The sequence below is a fragment of the Rhizobium sp. No.120 genome (genome assembly GCF_054558365.1).
This window is the reverse complement of record NZ_BAAJNQ010000027.1, coordinates 1-22,683: the sequence shown is the minus strand read 5'-3', so window position 1 is coordinate 22,683 and position 22,683 is coordinate 1. Positions and strand designations below refer to the sequence as shown.

The window sequence follows — 22,683 nt, the reverse complement described above, 5'->3', positions numbered from 1 at the left end:
TCGTAGGCGCTGGCGGCTGAGGGCTAAGAGCTCCCGCCTGCATGTGCAGGACTCGCTCATGGCCGAGAAATCCCAGAAAATCACCAGCGGAGATGGGCGTCAGCTGCTTGTTCTTATCGCTGAAGATGAATTCCTTATCAAAGTTGATCTCGAAGACGTCGTCAGGGATGCGGGCTTCGAGCATCTCGCCCTATCGAATGCGGACGAGGCTATCCTTGCATTGGAGGACGACTCGGCCCGTTTTTGCGCCGTTTTAACCGATATCAGGATGCCAGGAGAGGCAAACGGTTGGGATTTGGCGCGGCGAGCTCGGGAACTGCAGCCAGTCATGCCGGTCATCTATGTGACTGGCGACAGCGCCCAAGACTGGGCAGCCCAGGGCGTTCCCAATAGCGTCTTGCTTCAGAAGCCTTTTGTCCATGCCCAGCTCGTCACAGCATTGACCACTCTTCTTAACGATGCTGCCACGAAAGGGATCGGCCAATAAGGCTTCAGACTGAACTGAAGGGATCGGCTGGGACGCTCAATCTTTCTGCCTTCTCCGGCGAAGAAGAGCGCCGCCACGAATGACCGCGACAACAGCCCGACACTTACGACCGCTTATCTGCGATAATGGATCACTTGTGGATCTGTGGTGGCTTGGCGAATAAGTCGCCTTCGGCGGCCTTCGCCATCAAAGCCGCAGCGACCTGGCCATTTAGGTGGGCGTCCCTTCCGTCCTCATCGTCGAACGTATCGAAGATTGCAAACGAGCTTGGGCCTTCCTGTATCGCATACCAGGAAATCGTGCCCGGCTCCGCGTTGACGAGAGGTATGGCTGATCTCAGGAAATCGGCGACCTCCTGTTCCTTGCCGGGTTTTGCTTCAATCGGAACGTAGAGTGCGAATTTGGTCATGACCATCTCCATGGGCACCTGATCGTGCCGCAACCTGCTATACCACGTTCAGCCGCCGGATGTTTCGCGATCAGGTAAATAAAGAAGTCCATAGGCCAGCTCGGCTTAATGTAGGATAGCGAACCCCTCGGCATGGTTGGAAATAAAGGTCGCGGATCAACGCTCTTGAAAGGATCTGAACCGACGACCCGGCAGATCTTATGTCACTAAGGCACTGAAAAGATTGATGATGTTGTTGCCGAATGTCGATCTGTTTGGTGAGAGTGTCGCAGAAAGTCCACCCGGCGATCGATCATCAGCTTACTTGTAGGGCTTACGTGGCCTCGCGGAATATCCTTCGACATATTCCTGAAGTAACCCTAGATGATCAAGGATCCTGAAAGAATTGTTTGAGGCGGCCTCTAATCGTTGGGCGTCATCAATAGAACACCATGGACACAGCTCGCGCTTGTCTCTCAGCGGCTCCACGCATTCTGCACATTCCGCAATCGGAGATGCTATCTCCCCATCCGCAAACACTCTGGCACGACCTTCGCCTGTCATCAGATAAGGTGTCGGATAGCTGCATCCTATTTTTCCGACATAGAAGTCGGCGCGGATTTCTTCTGCCGGATCCTTAAGAGCATCTTTCGTCTGGGGCGAAGACTTTGCCCCGGAGATTACTGCCGCGACACATCGTTGGGGTACGTAAAGGATTTTGTGGCCGCTCACGTCCTCAACATAGTTTTCGAGATTCTCCAAAGCAAAGCCATCTCGCGAGGGCGCTCCGCGAACTTGGCCGTATCGAAAGGTCGCTCTTCATGATCGAATGGTACTCAAGCCCGGCACTACGGCGGAGATGCCAAGCCGGTCTCAACAAGGGCGAGGCCGCCCATAAGCTGAAACGCGCTGTTTTCTTCCACGAGCCAGGCGAGATCCGCGACCGATCGTTCGAAAGCCAAGCGTTCCGCGCCTCTGGTCTCAACCTCGTCGTCAGTGCGATCGTGCACTGGAATACAGTCTATCTTGACCGCGCGATCACACAGCTGAAGCGAGCGGGTCGAGATATTCCTGATACTCTGTTGAAGCACATCTCGCCGCTTAGTTGGGAGCATATCAACCTTACCGGCATCTACACCTGGGATGCGGAACATCAGATGCCGAACGGATTTCGATCGCTCCGTTTGCCAGCTGGGCTGCAGCGGGTCGCATAAGTTCTCATTCCGTTCGCCCTTAGCGTACGTGTGTGGAAGGCTCCCGCGTTGAGGGAAAATGGCTTCGTTATGCAGCGCGTCTCGAGTGCAGTCGTGTGTCCGGCCTTCGATGCAGCCCTTCTTTCGACTGCTGGCCTTGAAGGGTTCCGCCAGGATCGTGCCCCCAATCGATTAGACGGACTTTTATGTCCGCTACGCTAAACGGGTTCGGCTGATCCATCGGGATCGAGTTGCTGCCTTCACTTACCTCTTTCGCCTCAAACTTCGAACGGCCTCAGCTATTTACGGGCTGAACCGCTCTCAGATCGTTGATTTCCTCATATTCGCCACCTCGGGTCATGATCGACCACGCGATGCGAGCCATCTTGTTGGCAAGTGCGACGGCTGCGACCTTTGGCGGCCGACGTCTCAACAAGCCAACGATCCATCCTGTGCCACTACCTCCGTCGCGACGAATGTAGCGTAAAACAGAGGTTGCGCCGAGCACTAATAATTGCCGGATATATGGATTTCCTTGCTTGCTGATGTGGCCAAGCCGCGCCTTGCCTCCGGAGGGGTTCTGCCGCGGCACTAAGCCGAGCCAGGCGGCAAAATGTCTCCCTGACTTGAAAGCCTGCGGATCGGGAACAATCGACGACAGGGCCGACGCTGTGACAAACCCCACGCCAGGTATGGTTTCCAGTCGGTTCGATAGGTCATTTTTGTAATGCCAGGAGATTAACTTCTTTTCGATTGCCTGAAGACGTTGCGCCAGGTCGCAAACTAACTTCGCCAGCGCCTCAAGGACGAACCGAGCAAGCTCCGGGAGATCTGATCGCTCACCTTGAGCAAGTTCGCGGACAATGCGTGCCATCTGAGCAATTCCGACACCAATCGAAATGCCAAGCTCGGCAAGATGGGCACGGATGGAGTGCAGAAGCATCGTGCGTTGCTTGATGAGCAGAGCTCTTGAACGGTGCAACATCGCCGCTGACTGCTGCTCTACGGACTTCACCGGCACGAAACGCATTGTCGGTCGCGTCACTGCTTCACAGATCGCCTCAGCGTCCGCGGCGTCGTTTTTCTGCCTTTTCACGTAGGGCTTCACATAGGCCGGCGGCATCAGCCGCACGTCATGCCCGAAGGCCGAAAGTTGTCGCGCCCAGTAATGGGCGGTCCCACAAGCCTCGATACCGATGAGGCAAGGCGGAACCTGCGCGAAGAATTTCAGCATCTGTTGGCGACGTAATTGTCGCCGCACAACTACATTGCCATCGACATCAATCGCATGAACCTGGAACACCGATTTCGCTATATCGATGCCTACGGTAGAAATCTCTTTCATTCGAACGCTCCCGGTTTGTCCATCCTAACCGATGCCATCCTAGCACCGGCGGAGCGGGAGCCTTCCATCCCATCGATTTCGCACTGCTCTTGTTCTGGCCCCAACTATTTGGGAACGCATTAAAAATTAGGAAATTAAGTGAGCTACCGCCGCGCCGACCTTAACTCCGCTTTGGCGCGAAATTGCATAAGTAAGTCAATATGTTGGGTTCTGTCCCCGAGGGCACCGTCGGGTCCGCTTCACATCGATTTGCATTCGACGATTGCCGAGCTTTTTTCAAACGAGATCGGAAATGGGGAGCCGTCAGCATCCTCGAATGGGCACATTAGAAGAAAACAAGCCCATGAGCTCCGGCAACAGCGCCGAATGCCGTCACGACCGCAAGCAGAAGAAGAAGTTCGTGCAGGCGGCTTATGCGACGGAAGGCTGCCCGCGAGTCCTTCTGAGCGTCCCGCTGGAATTTCGCGTGGAAAAGCGGCTCGATCACAAACAGCATAAGCATGAAGATCAGCCACATGCCAAACATTGCCGACATCCACCAGAAGTTCGGATCGGCGAAGCGGTCCCCGAGCTCCATCCTGTAGGTCATCCAGAGGCCCGTTATGCCGGCAACCGGTACAGAGATGCGAACCTGTGCCGAGAAATGCCGTTCAACCCTTTCGAACAGTATCTGTGCGTCAGCACTGACCCGATCCGATCTGACGAGCGGCAATATGACCAGCGTCACGAAGCTCAGTCCGCCGATCCAATGAATGACGGCAAGCACATGCAGAGCACGGGCGACCACGATGTCATCCATCATTCGCCCCCCACGTGACGACCGTCATTCCTGCCATCGATGGCGCGAGCGCGGACGCTTTGCAGCGTCAACCAATTGCCGGCAAGATCCGGTAGCGCGATTTCTTTGGCAAATCCGGCCGCGAACTCCCGAAACGGTACAAGATTGATCTCTGGAACGCCGATCAAAACCGGAACCGAAAGTTCCATTGCCCGGGCGATCAGCGATCGGAAGCCACCGCCCTCCACCTCAGTCTTGCCGAACTTGCAGAGCACCAGAAGATCGGTTTTGTCGGAGAGCTTCTCTTCCGCGGCCTCGCATGCCACGAGCAATCGATCGGTATCGAGGACGCATCCGCGGGCTTCTGGTCCGCGATCCTCGCTTATTCCATAGAGCTTATCGGTCGTAAGATCTCTAAGATACAGATCGCATTTGACGCGATCAGGACGCGGCTCGCTAAGCTGGATAAGACCGGCAAGGCGCATGCCCTCGTCCATCATCGTCTTTGTGAGCTCGCGCAGAAATCTCTCGAAATCTGAACCTTTCGAATAGACGATCGCGGTGATGGGGTAGCTGAAACGATCGAGGCTCATCGGAGGTTTCCTTCGGATTGGCATTCATTGGGATAGGGGTGCGCTTCAAGCGCCTTCACCGAGAGGGCGGGAGGGCATGCGGCGCCTTGATCTGAGCAGTCGGGCAAGTTTCACCGCCCTATGACCGGCTGCGTAGGAGGGCGCCATCCTGACATGTGCAGGGAAACATCTGTCATGCGGTAGCGCGAGCGTCACGGCAAGCTTCCTCCGGCAACACCTTGTTCAGGATGGCGCGAACCGCGGCAAGGCCCGGATCCTCGGAGCGGTTCATGATCCCAATCAGTTGCATGAAATGATCGTCAGATGCCGTTTCCATGAACGAGCGGACGATCGCTGCAAAGTAGCTTGCCGGCTCCATCGCTTCTGCAGCCGCCGCGTTTTCGAGCCGTTCAGCCAGCCCTTCCATACCAAGAGCATCGATCAGCCTTTCAACGGTTTGGGGATTATCGAGGCTTGCCAGTAGCGCACCGAACATGGTTTCTCCTCACTGTACCAGAGGTGTCGCGGCACCCTGAAGTGTGATCCCCCGGATGTCGGCTCGGCCAACGAGCAGCGAAATATACTGCGCCGTCGCCTGCCGGCGGACATGTTCTTCGAGGTATTCGGCGATCTGCGTCCTAACCGCCTCGAACGGCAGGAGCGAACCCTCGATCTTACGAACGAGGCGGATGAGATGAACCCCATAGCGGCTTTCGACGGGCGCCGAAATCTCGCCAACGGCAAGCGCGATCAAGGCTGCTTCGAATTCCGGCGTCGTATCTCCCTGGCTGATCTGCCCGAGACTGCCGCCGACCTCGCGGGAGGGACAGTCGGAACAGTCTCTGGCCAATTCGGCAAAGCGCTCCGGCTCACGGCCGAGAACGCCGGCAAGGGAGGCCACCCGCTCCCGCGCCTCGGTGAAGGCGTCGGCATCCTGCCGCCGCGCGGCAATCAGGATATGATCCGCCTCGAAAAGCGGCGGCGATGCGAAACGCTTGCGGTTATTGTCATAGAAACGGCGCAGCACCTCGTCGTCCGCCGCAGGCGTCTGTACTTCCCACTCGAGGAGCGCACGCAGCAGTGCGTCTTCGTCGGTTTCGACGCGCCCCTCGGCATCGGCCTGTGGCTCGATGAGGATGCCCAGACGCTGCGCCTCTGCCAAAAGCAGATGGCGAACAATAAGCGCCCGCGTCGCAGCATGCCACGCAGCACCCGGATTGTCGGCGGGGAAATTCTGGGTCTCAGCGGCGATGTCCTTGCGGGAGATCGGCACGCCATTGACGCTGACCGGCGGCATGACGCCTGCCCCGGCCGCCCGAGTTGGCTGGTGGTCATGCCGGTGCTCGTGCTCGTCGTGAGGCTGTGTGACGGTACGATCGATGATGATGGAAACCATGGTCACTCCCCCGGACGCCTGTAGGAACGCGAGGGATGGCGCTCTCGATCGAAGCGGCTCCGCACCACCTGATAGCCGGGTCGCCCGAGATACCAGATCGGTGCACTCCAGACATGGACCAGACGGGTGAACGGAAACAGCAGGAAGATCGTCATGCCGAGCAACAGGTGCATCTTGAAGATGGGATGCACGTCCGCGACGTAGACAGCAGCAGCCGGCTGCAGCGTCAAAATACCCTGTGCCCAGTTCATGAACTTCACCATCTCATGACCGTCGATGTGGTGAAGCGAGACGAAGATGGTGGAAAGGCCAAGCGTCAGCTGCAGCCACAGAACGAGCAGGATCGCCATATCCCCGAAGCCCGATGTTGCCCGGATGCGCGGATCGAAGAAACGACGATGGGCAAGAAGCGTGATGCCGATGAAGCAGGCGATGCCGGCAACACCACCGACGACGATCGCAAGCCCCTGCTTGAAACTGTGCGGGATCCCAAGCGCATCGAAAATCGCAATCGGCGTCAGCAATCCGCCGGCATGGCCGATGAAGATCACCAGAATGCCGATATGAAAGAGATTGGAACCCCAACGCAGCTGCTTGCGCCGCAGCAGCTGCGAGGAACCGGTCTTCCAGGTATATTGCTCGCGATCGAAGCGGATCAGGCTGCCAAGCAGGAAGACAGTGAGGCAGAAATAGGGATACCAGCCGAAGAGTGCGGAATTGATCGTCTCGGACATGATCTTCCTCCTTCAATGGACGTTGCTGCGCACATCGCGATGTGCGGCCCGCAGTCGGGTTTGAAGCCGTTCGGTGGAACAGCCATCCATGGCGCCGCTCCCCGGACCGAAGGTGACGGTCGTTTCTTCCCATTCCGCGTCGAGCGCGGCGAGATCGGCTGCCCCTCCCTCGGAGAGATCCGCTTCGCCGGACGCATCGAGCGAGACGCCCGCCACGACGCGAATGGCCGTCAATACGGCCGCATAGGGAGAAGCCCTTGAGACCAGGCGCTCTTCAAGCGCGCCCAGGATATGAGCAGTCTCCGAGAGAAGGTTGAGCGCTTCGCCAAGCTCCTTCGTCGACAGATATTCGAGGAAGAGCGGCAGATAATCCGGGAGTTCATTGGCGTGGAGCTCCAATCCGTCCTTCTCGTAAAGGGCGGCAAGATCGACCATGGCCTGGCCGCGGTCGCGGCTTTCTCCATGCACGTGCTCAAAGAGATGCAGCGAAAGGCGCCGGCTCCTGTCGAATAGCTCGACATAACGTTCCTGCAGCTCGAAGAGATCGAGCGATGCAAGATCATTAAGAAGCGGGCGAAGCGACGACATGACGGAAGTCGGCATGAGTTTCTCCGCGGCGATCGCCTCTTCGATCTCCGGCACGGCGGCGCAGAGTTCCTCTGACGGATAGGTCAGGAGTGCGGATAGTGCGCGGAAGGTAAGAACGGAATGTCTCTCGGTCATTATCCGATCTCCATCGGGTTCTTGGCCTTCTTCTGCGGCTTCGTGCCGAAGAGATTGGTTTCGCTTGAGCCACCGGAACAGCTGTTGCCAAAGGAGAAGCCGCAGGAACCGCGCAGGTCGTAGGCGTCCTCGCTCCATTCGCGATGCGCCGTCGGGATGACGAAGCGGTCCTCGTAGTTGGCGATCGCCATGATCTGGTACATGTCCTCGATATCGGCTCCGGTGAGCCCGACATTCTGGGCAATACGTTCGTCGATACGGCCGTCGATGGACTTGGCACGCATGTAGCCGCGCATGGCAAGCATGCGCTCCAGCGCCAGCGCGACCGGCTCCTCATTGCCTGCGGTCAGCAGGTTGGCGAGATATTGAAGCGGAATGCGCAGCGAACGAACGTCCGGCATATCGCCGTTCAGGCCCATCTTGCCGGCGGACGCCGCCGATTGGATCGGCGACAGCGGCGGCACATACCAGACCATCGGCAGGGTGCGATATTCGGGATGCAGCGGGAAGGCGACCTTCCAGTCCATCGCCATCTTCCAGATCGGCGAAACAACGGCGGCCTCAAGCCATGCCTCCGGCACGCCGTCGGCGCGTGCCTGGGCTATCACCTTCGGATCCTTCGGGTCGAGGAAGAGATCGAGCTGAGCCTGATAGAGATCCTTCTCGTCCGGTGCGCTTGCGGCCGCCTCGATGCGGTCGGCATCGTAAAGCAGCACGCCGAGATAGCGAATACGCCCGACACAGGTTTCCGAGCAGACGGTCGGCTGGCCGGCCTCGATGCGAGGATAGCAGAAGATGCACTTTTCCGACTTACCGGATGACCAGTTGTAATAGATCTTCTTGTAAGGGCAGCCGGAAACACACATGCGCCAGCCGCGGCACTTATCCTGGTCGATGAGCACGATCCCGTCCTCCTCGCGCTTGTAGATCGCGCCCGAGGGACAGACGGCAGCGCAAGCCGGATTGAGGCAGTGCTCGCACAGCCGCGGCAAGTACATCATGAAGGTATTTTCGAACTGGCCGTAGATTTCCTTCTCGATACCCTCGAAATTCACATCCTTGGAACGCTTCTCGAACTCGCCTCCAAGAATTTCCTCCCAGTTCGGACCCCATTCGATCTTCTCGATGCGCTCGCCTGAAATCAGCGACCGCGGGCGTGCGGTCGGAAAGGCCTTCGATTCCTTCGCCGTATGCAGATGGTCATAATCGAAAGTGAAGGGTTCGTAATAGTCGTCGATCTCCGGCAGGTCCGGATTGGCGAAGATATTGGCAAGGATGCGCCATTTCGCACCGATCTTCGGCTCGATCTTGCCGTTCCGCTTGCGCCGCCAGCCGCCGTTCCATTTCTCCTGGTTTTCCCATTCGCGGGGATAGCCGACGCCGGGCTTGGTCTCGACATTGTTGAACCAGGCATATTCGACGCCCTCGCGACTGGTCCAGACATTCTTACAGGTGACCGAACAGGTATGGCAGCCAATGCATTTATCGAGATTGAGAACCATCGCAATCTGGGCACGGATCTTCATTCTGCAGCCTCCTTCTGAGCATTGGTTGCAAGCGGCTCTTCCAGCCAATCCACCTTGGACATCTTGCGCACGACGACGAACTCATCTCGGTTTGAGCCGACGGTGCCGTAATAGTTGAAGCCGTAGGCAAGCTGGGCATAGCCGCCGATCATATGGGTCGGCTTCAGGACCGTGCGGGTCACCGAATTATGAATGCCTCCGCGGTTGCCGGTCAGTTCCGAGCCGGGAGTGTTAATGATCTTCTCCTGGGCGTGATACATCATTACCATGCCCGGCTTGATGCGCTGCGAAACAACGGCACGGGCCGTCAGCGCGCCATTGGCGTTGAAGACTTCGACCCAGTCGTTGTCGACGATGCCCGCCGATTTCGCATCCGTCTCAGAAATCCAGATGACCGGACCGCCCCGGTTCAGGGTCAGCATCAGGAGATTGTCGGTATAGGTGGAATGGATGCCCCACTTCTGATGCGGCGTCAGAAAATTGAGGACGATTTCCTTGTTGCCGTTCGGATGGCGATCCTTGACCACGCCGATCGTCTTTAAGTCGACGGGCGGCTTCCAGGTGACGAGACCTTCGCCGAACGCCCGCATCCAAAGATGATCCTGATAGAGCTGCTGGCGGCCTGTGAGCGTACGCCAGGGGATCAGCTCATGGACGTTGGTATAGCCGGCATTGTAGCAGACCTTCTCGCTCTCGATGCCCGACCAGGTGGGAGACGAGATGATCTTGCGCGGCTGCGCCTGGATATCGCGATAGCGGATCTTCTCGTCTTCCTTGGGAAGGGCGAGATGCGCGTGGTCGCGGCCGGTCGCCTTCGACAGGGCTTCCCAGGCCTTCACCGCCACTTCGCCATTGGTCTCCGGCGCAAGCATCAGAATGACCTCTGCGGCATCGATGTCGGTCTCGATTTTCGCAAGGCCCTTTGCCGCACCGTCCCGATGCACGCCGTTCAACGCTGCCAGCGCTGCCACTTCATGCTCAGTCTTCCAGTTGATGCCCTTGCCGCCATTGCCGATCGAGGTCATCAGCGGTCCGAGTGCGGTAAAGCGGGCATGAATGTTCGGATAATCACGCTCGACGACTGCGACCGATGGCATGCTGCGGCCGGGAATCGGCTCGATCTCACCACGTTTCCAATCCTTGACATCGAAGGGCTGCGCCATTTCTCCGGCGGTGTCGTGCTGAATTGGCGTCAGCACGACGTCCTGCTCGACACCAAGCACTTCCGGAGCGACCCGCGAAAAGGCCTCGGCGATACCCTTGTAGATGTCCCAATCGGAACGTGCTTCCCAGGCCGGATCGACCGCCGCCGACAGCGGATGGATGAAAGGATGCATATCTGAGGTATTGAGGTCGTTCTTCTCGTACCAGGTGGCAGTCGGCAAGACGATGTCGGAGTAGACGCATGTGGTCGACATGCGGAAATCCAGCGTCACCAAAAGATCTAGCTTGCCGCGCGGCGCTTCGTCGTGCCAGACGACTTCCTTGTTGCGGACAGCTCCTTCCGGTCCGAGATCCTTGCCCATGACGCCGTTTTCGGTGCCGAGCAGGTGCTTCAGGAAGTATTCGTGCCCCTTTCCGGAGGAGCCGAGCAGGTTCGAACGCCAGACGAACATATTGCGCGGCCAGTTGGCCGGATCATCCGGGTCCTCGCATGAAAGCTCGAGCTCGCCAGATTTCAGCGCCTTCGCGACATAATCCTTCGGCTCCAGGCCGGACGCCTTCGCTTTTTCCGCAATCGAGAGTGGATTGACCTTCAACTGCGGGGCCGACGGCAGCCAGCCCATGCGCTCGGCGCGGACATTGTAGTCGATGAAACTGCTTTCCCAATCACCCTCGGGTGCCGTCGGTGACAGGATTTCGGCCGCCGTCAGCGTCTCGTAACGCCACTGATCGGTATGCGCATAGAAGAACGACGTCGAGTTTTGGTGGCGCGGCGGACGAGACCAGTCGAGCCCGAAGGCAAGCGGTGTCCAGCCGGTCTGCGGTCGCAGTTTCTCCTGCCCGACATAATGGGACCAGCCGCCGCCGGACTGACCAATCGCTCCGCAGAAGACGAGGAGGTTGATCACGCCGCGGTAGTTCATGTCCATGTTGTACCAATGGTTCATGCCGGCGCCGATGATGATCATCGAGCGGCCATTGGTCTTCTCGGCGTTGGTGGCGAATTCACGGGCGACGGTGATGATCGCGTCACGCTTGACGCCGGTGATGTGCTCGGCCCAGGCGGGCGTAAACGGCACATTCTCGTCGTAGTCGCGGGCAACATTCGCACCGCCGAAGCCGCGATCGAGACCGTAGTTCGCCATCATCAGATCATAGACGGTCGCGACCTTGATGGGAGCGCCATCGGTGCCTGATATCGTCCGAACTGGAACATTGCGGGTGAGGATTTCGCCGTGCTCGGTCGCCACGAAATGCTCCGTGGCACGGCCACCGAAGTAGGGAAAATCGACCGCCTCGATCGCAACGCCCTCGCCCGCAAGCGAGAGCTTGAGAGACGTGCTACGGCCGTGGCCGTCCTTTTCTTCGAGGTTCCACTTGGCCGATTCTCCCCAGCGATAGCCAACGGAGCCGAGAGGAGCGACGAGTTCGCCCGTCTTCTCGTCGATCGCGACCGTCTTCCATTCCGGATTGTTGGTTTCGCCAAGCGCGCCTTCCAGTTCGGAAGCCCTGAGTAGGCGCTCGGGAACCAGCCGGCCCTCGCGCTCCACGAGCCGCACGAGGAACGGCATATCGGTGTAACGGCGGGTATAATCCTCGAAATAGGGAACTGACCGCTCGAGGTAATATTCGCGCAGGATCACATGGCCCATGGCGAGCGCCAACGCCGCATCCGTTCCCTGCTTCGGGTTCAACCAGATATCGGCGAATTTCGTCGCCTCGGCATAGTCGGGGCTGACGACGGCGCTCTTGGTGCCCTTGTAGCGGACCTCGGTATAAAAATGCGCATCCGGCGTGCGCGTCTGCGGCACGTTCGAGCCCCAAACGATGATAAAGCCGGCATTGTACCAGTCAGCGCTCTCCGGCACATCGGTCTGCTCGCCCCAGGTTTGCGGGCTTGCCGGCGGCAGGTCGCAATACCAATCGTAAAAGGACATGCATACGCCGCCGATGAGCGAGAGATAACGCGCGCCTGCCGCATAGGAGACCATCGACATCGCCGGGATCGGCGAGAAGCCGATGACGCGGTCCGGGCCATGCGCCTTGATCGTGTAGGCATTGGCCGCGGCAACGATTTCCGTCACCTCGTCCCAATTCGCCCGCACGAAGCCGCCATGGCCGCGAATGGAGATGTAGGACTTGCGCTTTTCGGCATCCTCGACGATCGACGCCCAGGCGGCAACCGGCGACATGGTTTGCCGCGCCTTGCGCCAGAGCTTCAGGAGCCGCCCCCGGATCATCGGATATTTCACGCGCGCGCCGGAATAAAGATACCAGCTATAGGAGGCGCCCCGCGAACAGCCGCGCGGTTCATGGTTCGGCAGGTCCGGCCGCGTACGCGGATAGTCCGTCTGCTGCGTCTCCCAGGTGACGATGCTGCCCTTCACATAGATCTTCCACGAGCAGGAACCCGTACAGTTCACGCCATGGGTCGAGCGGACGATCTTGTCGTGCTGCCAGCGTTTGCGGTAACCGTCCTCCCAGGAGCGATCCTCGCTGGTGACGATGCCGTGGCCGTTGGAAAACTGGCCGACATTCTTTCGAAAGAAAGTGAGTCGGTCGAGGAAATGAGACATGTCGTTCTCCTGGTCTTACTCGGCCGCCGCGGCCTTGCCGGTGGTATTTCGCTTGTTGCGCTCGACGTCGTAGAGAAGGCTGCCCTTGCGGGTATAGACAGCCCATGTGAGGATGAGGCAGGTCACGTAGAAGATAAGGAAGGCCCAGATTGCCGCCTGCGGCCCGCCGGTGAAGGTGATCGACAGCCCGTAGCCCATCGGAATGAAGAAGGCGCCAAAGGCAGCGATGGCCGAGGTAAAGCCGGTGATCGCAGCGGATTCCTTTTCCGCCTCCAGACGGCGGGCTTCGGGCGTCGCGTCCGGCATCAGCCGGATCATTTCCTTGCCCATGATCGCCGGGATCATCTGGAAGGTCGAAGCATTACCGACGCCGGTCGCGAAGAAGAGCACGAGGAAGGAGATGAAGAAGCCCCAGAAGGCATCCGGTTGATCCTTGGTCGCGATGAACCAGAGGACGCCGCAGGCACCAGCCATCATCAGCACGAAGACCCAGAAGGTGACCCGCGCGCCACCGAAGCGGTCGGCAAGCCGGCCGGTTCCCGAGCGGGAAAGCGCTCCGACCAGCGGGCCAAGGAAGGCGAACTGCAGCGCGTTGACATCGGGAAACAGCGTCTTGGCAAGCAGCGGAAAGCCCGCCGAGTAGCCAATGAAGGAGCCGAAGGTTCCGGTATAGAGCCAGCACATTATCCAGTTGTGCCGGCGCTGGAAGATGACCGCCTGCTCAGCGAAGGATGCCTTTGCCGAAGCGATGTCGTTCATCCCGAACCAGGAGGCGAAAGCTGAGATCGCGATGAAGGGCACGAAGAAGAAGCCGGCATTCTGCAGCCAGAGCGGTGCGCTGCCGGTCGCTGCTTTCGTCATCACCGGATCGCCGCCAAGCCAGCCGAAGATGCCGGCGGTAATGACCAGCGGAACGACGAACTGGACGACGCTCACGCCGAGATTGCCGAGACCGGCATTGAGGGCCAGCGCATTGCCCTTTTCCGACTTTGGAAAGAAGAAGGAAATATTGGACATCGACGAAGCGAAGTTGCCGCCGCCGAAGCCGCAAAGCAGGGCAAGAAGAAGAAAGACGATATAGGGCGTATTCGGGTTCTGCACCGCAAAACCGATGCCTACTGCAGGAATGATCAACGACCAGGTCGTGAGCGTCGTCCACAGCCGCCCGCCGAAAATCGGCACCATGAAGGAATAGAAAATCCGGAAGGTCGCACCGGAAATGCCGGGAAGTGCAGCCAGCCAGAAAAGCTGATCGGTGGTGAACGTATAGCCGACGAGCGGCAGCTTCGCGACGACCACAGACCAGACCTGCCAGATAGCAAAGGAAAGAAGCAGCGCCGGGATCGAGAGCCAGAGATTGCGCCGCGCGATGCGCCTACCCTTTTCCGCCCAGAAGGCCGGGTCTTCCGGACGCCAGTTTGTGAGCACGGCATCGCTGCGGCGAGGCTCGATCTTCGGCGTCGGCATGCCCTGCATTTCCGGGAAGGGCGGCAGCGCAGCGAGGGTCTTTTCCGTGGCACCACGCTCCATCTGACGGATGGCCGTATGCATCCAGATGAGAGCCACCGAGACCAGCAGGAACAGCGCCATGAAGCAGCTGGTCCAAAGACCGGTGAAGTCGAGCAGAACACCGAAGAGAATCGGAAGCACGAAGCCGCCGAGACCACCGATCATCCCGACCAGCCCGCCGACGGCACCGACATGATCCGGATAATAGGCCGGAATGTGCTTGTAGACGGCAGCCTTGCCCAGGGCCATGAAGAAGCCGAGGACGAAGATCGTAATGATAAAGCCGACGAGACTCATCTCAAGGTGGAAGGCAGTCGAACCCTTGACACTGTGGACCACATAGTCAGTCGGGGGATAAGACAGGATGAAAGTCGCCGCGACCGAGACCAGGAAAGTCCAGTAGAGCACGCGCCGTGCGCCAAAGCTGTCCGAGAGGTGCCCGCCATAGGCGCGAAAGAGGCTTGCCGGCACCGAGAAGAAGGCTGCGATCATGCCGGCGGTCTTGATGTCGAGGCCGTAGACGTTCATGAGATATTGCGGCAGCCACAGCGCGAGCGCGACAAAGGCGCCAAAGACAAAGAAATAGTAGAGAGCGAAACGCCAGATCTGTACATTCTTCAAGGGCTCGAGTTCAAGCCAGGCGCTCTTCGGCTTGATCCCGGACCGCCTGCGTTCGACAAGAACTGGATCATCGCTTGTCGTGAACCAGAAGACGACGGCCATAAGGACGAGGCCTAACGCCCAGACCTGTGCCACAGCCTGCCACCCGAAGGCGACGAGCACGAAAGGAGCTAGGAACTTGGTGATGGCGGCGCCGACATTGCCCGCGCCGAAGATACCGAGCGCCGTTCCCTGTTTTTCCGCCGGATACCAGCGCGCTACATAGGCGACGCCGACTGCGAAGGAGCCGCCGGCGATACCGACGCCCAGCGCGGCAAGCAGCATCTGAGGGTAGGTATGGGCATAGGAGAGCAGAAATGTGGCAGCCGCTGCAGCCAACATGTTTGCCGTGAAAACGACCCGGCCGCCATAGAGATCCGTCCAGATGCCCAGCGCGAGCCTCAACAACGATCCCGCGAGTATCGGCGTCCCAACAAGCAAACCGAACTGTGTTTCGCTGAGACCGAGCTCTTCGCGGATACGGATACCTATGATCGAGAAGATGGTCCAGACCGCGAAGCAGACCGTGAACGCTACCGTACTCGCACCTAGAATTTGACCTGATTTCGGATATGCAGTTGGTTGCATAATGGATTGTCCCCCTCGATAGCGAGCATCGGCGAGTGGATTCGTGTTCGCCGGAAACTAAACTGCTGAAGCCAGCGCTTTGCGGCATTGATCAAAGTCAATGACGGACGTGATAATTGTCACAGACGATAAGGTGGTGATTGAGGGCCTCAATCGGAGAAAAGATCGGTTGGATCTAATGACGAGTAAAGAAGTGGTACCGGATGCCTTGCCGCTATTTCGGGCACTATCTGAGGCAAAGCGTACCGACTTGCTGCGAAATGCCATTGTGCATAGCGTAGCTACTGGCACCATCCTGTTCGAGCAGGGTGAGGTGCCGAACTTCCAACTGATTGTTCTCTCCGGATCGGCCCAATTATTTGGGCGCTCCGCCGAAGGTCGAGAAGTCTTGATCGAAGTTGTACGCGCCCCTGATCTTATAATTCCTGTCGTTGCAGATGCGCCTTATCTTATGCAGGCGCGGGTACCGGAGTTCTCTCGCTTCTTGCTGATTCATGCGGCAGCGTTTCGTGCAGCGGTCGAGGCAGAGCCTTTGCTGGCGCATGCGGTCATCGGCAGTCTGGCGCAACAATTCCGGCGCATGGTCAGGCAAATCAAAAACCTGAAACTGCGATCCTCGACGCAGCGCGTCGGATGCTACATCTTGGCTTTGTCCCAGCGACAAGGCACGCCTCATCAGGTAGTGTTGCCTTACGAGAAACATCTCATCGCATCAGAACTCGGCATAACACGGGAGTCGTTCTCGCGCGCACTGTCGAGTTTGGAGAAATCAGGTATAAGCGTCGAAGGTCAAACGATCGCAATTCTCGATAAGGTACAGCTTGCCGCCGAATGCGCACCCGACCCGCTCATCGACGGAATGGACGGCGAGCACCTCACGCCAGCGACTGGGGGCCAGGTGCCCTAACCACCATCTGAAGTTGAGATGTTTAGTATCGATCATGGTGTCCGTTAATCGGACGTTGGACGCAGTAATTGCTTCTGCCCGAATTTCGCGCTTCAATCGACAACGAGGTTTCTCGGCAGTCCGCGACCGCATGGGCGCGGAGTTGGCGATGATCGACGGCAGTCAGTTGCTTTCGATGAAGATAGAAAAGATTGGCGATCTGGCTGTGGGTTGAGACGAAGCGCTGGCATTGCCGCGTCGACTTGGAGCGCATCATGCGCCTTTCTCATCGCCGAAGGGGAAGATGAGAATTCTCAGCTGTCGTTTGGCATTTAATGCCAAACGACAGCATCGATGGTCGCACCTCTTTCGAATGATCTGCGAGAACGTGTCGTTGGCGCTGTAACGGCGGGAGAGAGCTGCCGCTCGGTGGCGGTGCGGTTTGGTGTCTCGGTCTCCTCTGTCGTGAAGTGGTCGCAGCGGTTCGGTCGCGCCCGGTCAGATGGGACGGCATCGCAAACGCCTTTTGGAACCGCATCGCGCTTTCATAGCCGAGCGGATTGCGCAGAGCCCGCAAATCAGCCTGCATGGTCTCAAGGACGAACTGGCGGTCAGAGGCGTCATTGGGATACGTCATGAAGAAGCGCAGCCGTTTCATCGTCACCCAATTGCACCGCTCGGCTGGTAAACCCGGCAGGTCTCGAACTCGATCGTCACCTCTTTCGAAACCTGAATCCGTGCTGCTTTCGTCCTCGTCCCCCGCAGCTACTGCGTCAACACAGTCTTGCGATGCTTTTTCCTTGGATGGGTACCATTCAATACCCATAGAACCCCGGTCGCGCCCGCGGCTTAGCCAACTGCCAGGTTGAGGCGCTCGTCCCCTTTCGTGACGATCACGCCACCAAGCAGATTTTGACGTGCCGCGAGTGCGGCTCCGACTGCGATGAGCACCGGATTATCATAACCGATGTTCGCGATCCCACTTGGTATCTCGACAAGCGTTCCGCGCCAATCGCGCTCTGTTGGCCTGCTGACGTCACTGATGATGATGACCGGTGTCTCAGGGGACAAGCCTTCCTTGAGCAACCGTTCCGCAATCAGAGGCGCCGTCCTGCCGGCCATGTAGAATACGGTCGTCGTGTGCGGATCAGCAGTGGAACCCCAATCGATGTCGGCGGGCAGACCGCCGTGGCGGGAATGCCCGGTCACGAGACGAACGGACTGCGCGTGATCTCGATGCGTCAGAGAAATCCCGAGCCGAGACGCCATGGCGCTCGCAGCCGTTATCCCGGGAACGATATCGACCGGAATGTTTTCCCGGTCGAGATGAGCGATCTCCTCGCCAGCGCGACCGAAGATCATTGGATCGCCGGATTTCAGCCGGACAACATGCTTGCCTGCCTTTGCCAGCTTCACCATCATGTCGTTGATGTCTTCCTGGCGACAGCTCGTGCGGCCACCGCGCTTGCCAACCAACATGCGTTTGGCTTCACGCCGTGCAAGCTCCAGGACCTCTGTCGAAACCAGATCGTCGAAGAGGATCACGTCGGCCGCCTGCAACGCGCGGACGGCCTTCAGCGTGAGAAGCTCCGCGTCGCCGGGACCTGCTCCGACAAGCGTGACGCGACCGCCGGTCGAGTGGGCGGGCGCTTCCCGAAGCCGCTCGGCTTCCTCGAGAAGCTGCCCGCCGACGCCCTCCTCCGGCGTATCCGAACCCGAAAAAGCGCGATCGACAAAACGCTCCCAGAAGGCACGACGAAGCGGCCCGGGCGCCAGCCGTTCATTGACGATTTCCCGCAATGACTGTGCCAGGGCTGCCCAGCCTTTCAACGATCGCGGCAGCAGCGTCTCGATCCGCCGGCGGATCGCTTGAGCGAGAATGGGGGCTGCTCCATCGGTCGAAATCGACACGATGACCGGTGAGCGGTTGACGATCGAGCCAAACTGGAACTGGCAGAAGGCGGGCTTGTCTATGACATTGACCGGCACGCCGGTCACGCGGGCTGCCTCGAAAAAAGCCTGTGCCTCGCCGTCTTCCTCGCAGTCGGCGATGGCAAGAGCCGCGCCTGCAAAGCTCGCCTCGTTCCACAGCGCTCGATGATAGGTAAAGCCGGCTTGCGGACGTTCGGCGCCGCGCAGGACCAGTTTTTTGAACGTATCGGAAAGCTCGTCTGCATAGACATGCACCTGCGCACCGCAAGCGGCGAGAAGCTCCGCCTTCCAGGCCGCCGCATCCGAACCGCCGGCAACGATCGCTCGTTTGCCTTCAAGCGCCCAGAACACCGGCAGCTTGGCAACCGGCTCCATTCGGGCGGGCACGTCATTCCGCGGCAGCCGCAAAACATCCATCGATGATCCCCCTGATTTCGGCACGGCAGGAGCCGCAGTTGGTCCCGGCATTGAGCTGTTTTCCCACTGCCTCGACGCTGTGGCAGCCGTCGCGGATGGCCGCGACGATCTGATTGATGCCGACGCTGAAGCAGGAGCAGACCGTCGCGCCGGCATCGATGGTATCGGCGCCCGGTCTGCCGGCAATGAGAGCGAACCGTTTCCTGAGATCTCCATGCGATGTTGAGAGTTGTGCGATCGCCCAGCTTCGTGCCACGGCAACCGGCTGCCGGGCGACGAAGAGAGCTGCAAGCAGCCGCTCGCCGTCGAAGAAGGCAAGGCGCAGATCTCCGGAAGCCTCATCGGCATAGCCGAGCGGCTCGCGATCGGCTGGTATATCGAATGTCGAGCGGCACCAGCCGATCCAGTCGTCCGGCGCCGTATCGAAGGCAAGTTCGGTCCGCCAGCCGCCATCGGCCTTGGCAAGCGCCCAATAGGCGCAGTCGAGCTTGTGCGGCTTTGTGGCGGAGACGGCGAAGCAATAATGCGCCGCCGGGAAGCGGCGCGCGCGGACTGCAACATTCTTCGAAGCCGGCTGGCCGGAAATCGGGTCCGTGACCGGAGCGACCACCGCGTCGATCCGGGCTTTGGCGGCAAAGCTGTCATTCCAATGCATCGGCACGAAAAGGCTGCCGCGTGCTTGCCGCTCGGTCAACAGCGCGCGGACGATCACCCTGCCATGCGGGCTTTCGATCTCGACGAGGCCGGCTTCAGCAACCCCGATCTCGATCGCGTCACGCGGATGGATCTCGGCGAAGGGTTCGGCAATATGGGCCGATAGCCGCGCGCTTTTGCCGGTACGGGTCATGGTATGCCAGTGATCGCGAACGCGGCCGGTATTGAGGGTGAGCGGAAAGCGGTTGTCGGTTCGATCGTTCACCGGCGGCTTGATGGCGACGAAGCGTGCCTTGCGATCGGGATGATAGAATCCGCCATTTGCAAAGAAGCGCGTGACCTTCGGCGCCGTTCCGGCAGGTTGCGGCCACTGGAAAGGCTGGAGCGCGCCATACTCCTCCGGCGCGATCGCGTCATAAGCGCCGATGTCGAAATCGCGGCTGCCCTCGTTTTCAAAGCCGGAGAGGCCTGCATGCTCGGCGAATATCTCTGCGTTCGTTTGAAAGCAGAAGGCCTCGGAAAATCCCATGCGGCGACCGACCTCGGCCATCTGCCACCAATCGGGTCCGGCTTCGCCCGGCGCTGCCAGAAATTGCCGCTGCCTCGAGATCCGACGCTCGGAATTGGTGACGGTGCCGTCCTTCTCGCCCCAACCGAGCGAGGGCAACAGCACATGCGCATGCCGCGTCGTGTCCGTCTCGCGTAGGACATCGGAGACGACGACGAAGGGACAGGCCTTGATGGCCGCCTCGACGGCATCGGCGTCCGGCATGGAGACGACCGGATTGGTCGCCATGATCCACAGCGCCTTGATGCGGCGGTCGGCGACGGCGCGAAACATGTCGACCGCTTTCAACCCCGGCTTGGCGGCGATCCGTGGCGACCGCCAGAAGCGCTGCACCCTGTCGCGATCCCCAGCACTGTCGATCGCCATGTGAGCGGCAAGCATGTTGGCAAGGCCACCGACCTCGCGGCCACCCATGGCGTTCGGTTGGCCGGTCAGCGAGAACGGTCCCATGCCCGGCCGACCGATGCGGCCGGTCGCGAGATGGCAATTGATGATCGCGTTGACCTTGTCGGTGCCGGTTGAAGATTGGTTGACGCCCTGGCTGTAGCAGGTGACGACCTTCTCGGTTTGGGCAAACAGCCGGTAAAATTCGCGAAGCTGCATGGCGGGCAAGCCGGTCAGCTCAAGCACCCGGTTGAACGATAGAGAGCTGGCGGCGGCGAAAGCCTCGGCAAAGCCGGCGGTGTGTTCGGCAATGTAATTCTGGTCGATGGTGTTGCTTGTGATCAGATGCTCGAACAGGCCGAGGAAAAGAGCGACGTCGCCATCCGGCCGGATCGCCAGATGCAAATCGGCGATATCGCAGGTCATGGTCCGGCGCGGATCGATGACAACGATCTTCATCGCCGGCCGTGCCGCCTTCGCCGCTGCCAGCCGCTGATAGATGACCGGATGGCACCAGGCGAGATTGGACCCCGTGAGAATGACGAGGTCGGCAAGCTCGATATCCTCGTAGGTGCCCGGCACTGTGTCCGAGCCGAAGGCGCGGCGGTGGCCGGCAACCGAGGATGACATGCAGAGCCTGGAATTGGTGTCGATATTGCCCGAGCCGATGAAGCCTTTCATCAGCTTGTTGGCGACGTAATAATCCTCTGTCAGCAATTGGCCGGAGACATAGAAGGCAATGGAATCGGGTCCATGTTCGGCAATCGTCTCACTGAGACGTTTTGCAACCAGATCGAGCGCCTCGTCCCAGCTTGCCCTTTGGCCGGCAATTTCGGGATGAAGCACGCGCCCGTCGAGATCGATCGTCTCAGCAAGCGCCGACCCCTTGGAGCACAGGCGTCCAAAATTGGAGGGGTGGTCAGGATCGCCTTTGACGGAGACCCTCCCGTCGTCGCCGACCTTCGCGATGACGCCGCAACCGACGCCGCAATACGGGCAGGTTGTCTTGACCTCGGTTTCCATCATTCGGCCGCCATCATCAGGCTTTCGAGCGCGATAGACAGCGCGCCATCTTCGTTGCGGACGGGAATGGTCCGTACCTCGCCCTGGTCGGCGCCGAGCGCCTTGCCGGTTTCGAGCGAGATCACCCAGTTGTGGAGCGGGCAGGTCACGGCTTTCCCGTGAACGATGCCCTGGGAGAGCGGGCCGCCTTTATGCGGGCAATGATCCTCGATGGCGAAGACCTCGTTTTCAGCCGTACGAAACACGGCAATCTTGCCCTGCGGGGTTTTTACGCAGCGTGCACCACGCAGTGGAATGTCCGAGATATCGCCGATTGCATGCCAGGTTTCCTTTGGCCAGTTCATATCAATCTCCTCACTCGGCGGCCTGCGGGAAGCCGACAGTCGCCATCGGCTTGAACTCATGCTTGTCCTTGCCGGAGACACGCTCCGACCAGGGATCGATCTGTGCGAACTTCTGGCTGAAAACGAAACGCTCGTAATATGCCCCGCGCTTCTCGTGATCCTGCATGATCTGGCGGCGGATCTCGTCGAGGCCGATACGCTTGGCCCACTTATAGATGCGTTCGAGATAGCGGGCCTGTTCGCGATACATCTGCGTCAACGCGACGATATGCTCGAGCGCCTCGTCCTCGGTCTTGACGAGGCCGAGAACCTCTGTGCCCTTGATGTCGAGACCGGCCGCACCGGCGAAATGGATTTCGAAGCCGCTGTCCACGCAGATGACGCCGATGTCCTTGCAGGTCGCTTCGGCGCAATTGCGTGGACAGCCGGAGACCGCCATCTTGAGCTTTGCCGGCGTCCAGGAGCCCCACATGAATTTCTCGATGCGGATGCCAAGCCCGGTCGAGTCTTGCGTACCGAAGCGGCACCAGTCGGAGCCGACGCATGTCTTCACTGTGCGCAGGCCCTTGGCATAGGCTTGGCCCGAGATGAAGCCGGCCTTGCCGAGATCGGCCCAGACGGCGGGCAAATCCTCCTTCTGTATGCCGAGCAGGTCGATGCGCTGGCCGCCGGTCACCTTCACCATCGGGATTTCGAACTTGTCGACGACATCGGCAATCGCCCGCAACTCGTTCGAGCTGGTGACGCCGCCCCACATGCGCGGCACGACCGAATAGGAGCCGTCCTTCTGGATGTTGGCATGTACGCGTTCATTGATGAAGCGCGATTGGTAGTCA

General features: G+C 59.4%; 16 protein-coding genes and 4 pseudogenes. 4 read left to right on the top strand and 16 right to left on the bottom strand.

From position 1 onward, the window contains the following. On the top strand, window positions 1-487 hold a 487-nt coding region (locus ACYJRZ_RS30915), incomplete at its 5' end, for a response regulator (protein WP_459465200.1). 130 nt (window positions 488-617) lie between these two features. On the opposite strand, the gene ACYJRZ_RS30910 is transcribed toward ACYJRZ_RS30915, so the two are convergent. Then, window positions 618-896 (bottom strand): putative quinol monooxygenase, encoded by a 279-nt coding sequence (locus ACYJRZ_RS30910; RefSeq protein ID WP_459465198.1) that lies wholly within the window; start codon window positions 894-896, stop codon window positions 618-620. A 725-nt stretch (window positions 897-1,621) separates the two neighbouring features. Here ACYJRZ_RS30910 and ACYJRZ_RS30905 point away from each other — a divergent pair. Next, window positions 1,622-2,089, top strand: a pseudogene (locus tag ACYJRZ_RS30905) (Tn3 family transposase); the annotation flags it as partial. 274 nt (window positions 2,090-2,363) lie between these two features. Here the strand turns inward: ACYJRZ_RS30905 and ACYJRZ_RS30900 are convergent. The 10 genes from ACYJRZ_RS30900 to ACYJRZ_RS30855 form a co-directional block, all read right to left on the bottom strand. Continuing rightward, window positions 2,364-3,413, bottom strand: a complete 1,050-nt coding sequence (locus tag ACYJRZ_RS30900) for an IS110 family RNA-guided transposase (RefSeq protein WP_459465196.1) — start codon at window positions 3,411-3,413, stop codon at window positions 2,364-2,366. A 325-nt stretch (window positions 3,414-3,738) separates the two neighbouring features. Further along, entirely contained in the window at window positions 3,739-4,215 is a 477-nt protein-coding gene (locus ACYJRZ_RS30895) for a hypothetical protein (protein WP_459465194.1), read from the bottom strand. Beyond that, window positions 4,212-4,784: a DUF2478 domain-containing protein gene (locus ACYJRZ_RS30890; RefSeq protein ID WP_459465192.1), complete on the bottom strand. Its 573-nt coding sequence runs from the start codon at window positions 4,782-4,784 to the stop codon at window positions 4,212-4,214. The genes ACYJRZ_RS30895 and ACYJRZ_RS30890 overlap by 4 nt, the downstream gene beginning before the upstream one ends. A gap of 172 nt (window positions 4,785-4,956) precedes the next feature. After that, window positions 4,957-5,259: a hypothetical protein gene (locus ACYJRZ_RS30885; RefSeq protein WP_459465190.1), complete on the bottom strand. Its 303-nt coding sequence runs from the start codon at window positions 5,257-5,259 to the stop codon at window positions 4,957-4,959. 9 nt (window positions 5,260-5,268) lie between these two features. Next, window positions 5,269-6,159 (bottom strand): peptidylprolyl isomerase, encoded by an 891-nt coding sequence (locus ACYJRZ_RS30880; RefSeq protein ID WP_459465188.1) that lies wholly within the window; start codon window positions 6,157-6,159, stop codon window positions 5,269-5,271. 2 nt (window positions 6,160-6,161) lie between these two features. Next, window positions 6,162-6,893: a respiratory nitrate reductase subunit gamma gene (narI, locus tag ACYJRZ_RS30875; protein WP_459465186.1), complete on the bottom strand. Its 732-nt coding sequence runs from the start codon at window positions 6,891-6,893 to the stop codon at window positions 6,162-6,164. A 12-nt stretch (window positions 6,894-6,905) separates the two neighbouring features. Then, window positions 6,906-7,616: a nitrate reductase molybdenum cofactor assembly chaperone gene (gene narJ / locus ACYJRZ_RS30870; protein WP_459465184.1), complete on the bottom strand. Its 711-nt coding sequence runs from the start codon at window positions 7,614-7,616 to the stop codon at window positions 6,906-6,908. Next, window positions 7,616-9,142, bottom strand: coding sequence for a nitrate reductase subunit beta (gene narH / locus ACYJRZ_RS30865; protein WP_459465182.1), 1,527 nt, complete (start codon window positions 9,140-9,142; stop codon window positions 7,616-7,618). Before narH ends, narJ begins: the two co-directional genes overlap by 1 nt. Next, a complete protein-coding gene (locus ACYJRZ_RS30860) occupies window positions 9,139-12,882 on the bottom strand; it encodes a nitrate reductase subunit alpha (protein WP_459465180.1) in 3,744 nt (1,247 codons plus the stop codon). Before ACYJRZ_RS30860 ends, narH begins: the two co-directional genes overlap by 4 nt. A 15-nt stretch (window positions 12,883-12,897) precedes the next feature. Beyond that, a complete protein-coding gene (locus ACYJRZ_RS30855) occupies window positions 12,898-15,639 on the bottom strand; it encodes a nitrate/nitrite transporter (protein WP_459465178.1) in 2,742 nt (913 codons plus the stop codon). A gap of 100 nt (window positions 15,640-15,739) precedes the next feature. On the opposite strand from ACYJRZ_RS30855, the gene ACYJRZ_RS30850 reads away from it, so the two are divergent. Beyond that, on the top strand, window positions 15,740-16,546 hold the full coding sequence (locus tag ACYJRZ_RS30850) for a helix-turn-helix domain-containing protein (protein ID WP_459465176.1): 807 nt from the start codon (window positions 15,740-15,742) through the stop codon (window positions 16,544-16,546). Window positions 16,547-16,634: 88 nt separating this feature from the next. On the opposite strand, the pseudogene ACYJRZ_RS30845 reads toward ACYJRZ_RS30850, so the two are convergent. Next, window positions 16,635-16,844, bottom strand: a pseudogene (locus ACYJRZ_RS30845) (IS6 family transposase); the annotation flags it as partial. A 35-nt stretch (window positions 16,845-16,879) separates the two neighbouring features. On the opposite strand from ACYJRZ_RS30845, the pseudogene ACYJRZ_RS30840 reads away from it, so the two are divergent. Beyond that, window positions 16,880-17,186, top strand: a pseudogene (locus tag ACYJRZ_RS30840) (IS630 family transposase); the annotation flags it as partial. A gap of 188 nt (window positions 17,187-17,374) precedes the next feature. Here the strand turns inward: ACYJRZ_RS30840 and cysG are convergent. From cysG to ACYJRZ_RS30820, 4 genes and pseudogenes are all read right to left on the bottom strand, one after another. After that, a complete protein-coding gene (gene cysG / locus ACYJRZ_RS30835) occupies window positions 17,375-18,874 on the bottom strand; it encodes a siroheme synthase CysG (RefSeq protein WP_459465174.1) in 1,500 nt (499 codons plus the stop codon). Next, window positions 18,846-21,503 (bottom strand): nitrate reductase, encoded by a 2,658-nt coding sequence (locus tag ACYJRZ_RS30830; RefSeq protein WP_459465202.1) that lies wholly within the window; start codon window positions 21,501-21,503, stop codon window positions 18,846-18,848. The genes cysG and ACYJRZ_RS30830 overlap by 29 nt, the downstream gene beginning before the upstream one ends. After that, window positions 21,503-21,847, bottom strand: coding sequence for a nitrite reductase small subunit NirD (nirD, locus tag ACYJRZ_RS30825; protein ID WP_459465172.1), 345 nt, complete (start codon window positions 21,845-21,847; stop codon window positions 21,503-21,505). The genes ACYJRZ_RS30830 and nirD overlap by 1 nt, the downstream gene beginning before the upstream one ends. Before the next feature lie 10 nt (window positions 21,848-21,857). Next, window positions 21,858-22,683: pseudogene (locus ACYJRZ_RS30820) on the bottom strand (nitrite reductase large subunit); the annotation flags it as partial.

Excerpts from the sequence above, each read along its gene's own strand:
- ACYJRZ_RS30910 (WP_459465198.1), bottom strand. The coding sequence starts at position 896 with ATGACCAAATTCGCACTCTACGTTCCGATTGAAGCAAAACCCGGCAAG.
- ACYJRZ_RS30900 (WP_459465196.1), bottom strand. The coding sequence starts at position 3,413 with ATGAAAGAGATTTCTACCGTAGGCATCGATATAGCGAAATCGGTGTTC.
- ACYJRZ_RS30895 (WP_459465194.1), bottom strand. The coding sequence starts at position 4,215 with ATGATGGATGACATCGTGGTCGCCCGTGCTCTGCATGTGCTTGCCGTC.
- ACYJRZ_RS30890 (WP_459465192.1), bottom strand. The coding sequence starts at position 4,784 with ATGAGCCTCGATCGTTTCAGCTACCCCATCACCGCGATCGTCTATTCG.
- ACYJRZ_RS30885 (WP_459465190.1), bottom strand. The coding sequence starts at position 5,259 with ATGTTCGGTGCGCTACTGGCAAGCCTCGATAATCCCCAAACCGTTGAA.
- ACYJRZ_RS30880 (WP_459465188.1), bottom strand. The coding sequence starts at position 6,159 with ATGGTTTCCATCATCATCGATCGTACCGTCACACAGCCTCACGACGAG.
- narI (WP_459465186.1), bottom strand. The coding sequence starts at position 6,893 with ATGTCCGAGACGATCAATTCCGCACTCTTCGGCTGGTATCCCTATTTC.
- narJ (WP_459465184.1), bottom strand. The coding sequence starts at position 7,616 with ATGACCGAGAGACATTCCGTTCTTACCTTCCGCGCACTATCCGCACTC.
- narH (WP_459465182.1), bottom strand. The coding sequence starts at position 9,142 with ATGAAGATCCGTGCCCAGATTGCGATGGTTCTCAATCTCGATAAATGC.
- ACYJRZ_RS30860 (WP_459465180.1), bottom strand. The coding sequence starts at position 12,882 with ATGTCTCATTTCCTCGACCGACTCACTTTCTTTCGAAAGAATGTCGGC.
- ACYJRZ_RS30855 (WP_459465178.1), bottom strand. The coding sequence starts at position 15,639 with ATGCAACCAACTGCATATCCGAAATCAGGTCAAATTCTAGGTGCGAGT.
- ACYJRZ_RS30850 (WP_459465176.1), top strand. The coding sequence starts at position 15,740 with ATGACGGACGTGATAATTGTCACAGACGATAAGGTGGTGATTGAGGGC.
- cysG (WP_459465174.1), bottom strand. The coding sequence starts at position 18,874 with ATGGATGTTTTGCGGCTGCCGCGGAATGACGTGCCCGCCCGAATGGAG.
- ACYJRZ_RS30830 (WP_459465202.1), bottom strand. The coding sequence starts at position 21,503 with ATGGAAACCGAGGTCAAGACAACCTGCCCGTATTGCGGCGTCGGTTGC.
- nirD (WP_459465172.1), bottom strand. The coding sequence starts at position 21,847 with ATGAACTGGCCAAAGGAAACCTGGCATGCAATCGGCGATATCTCGGAC.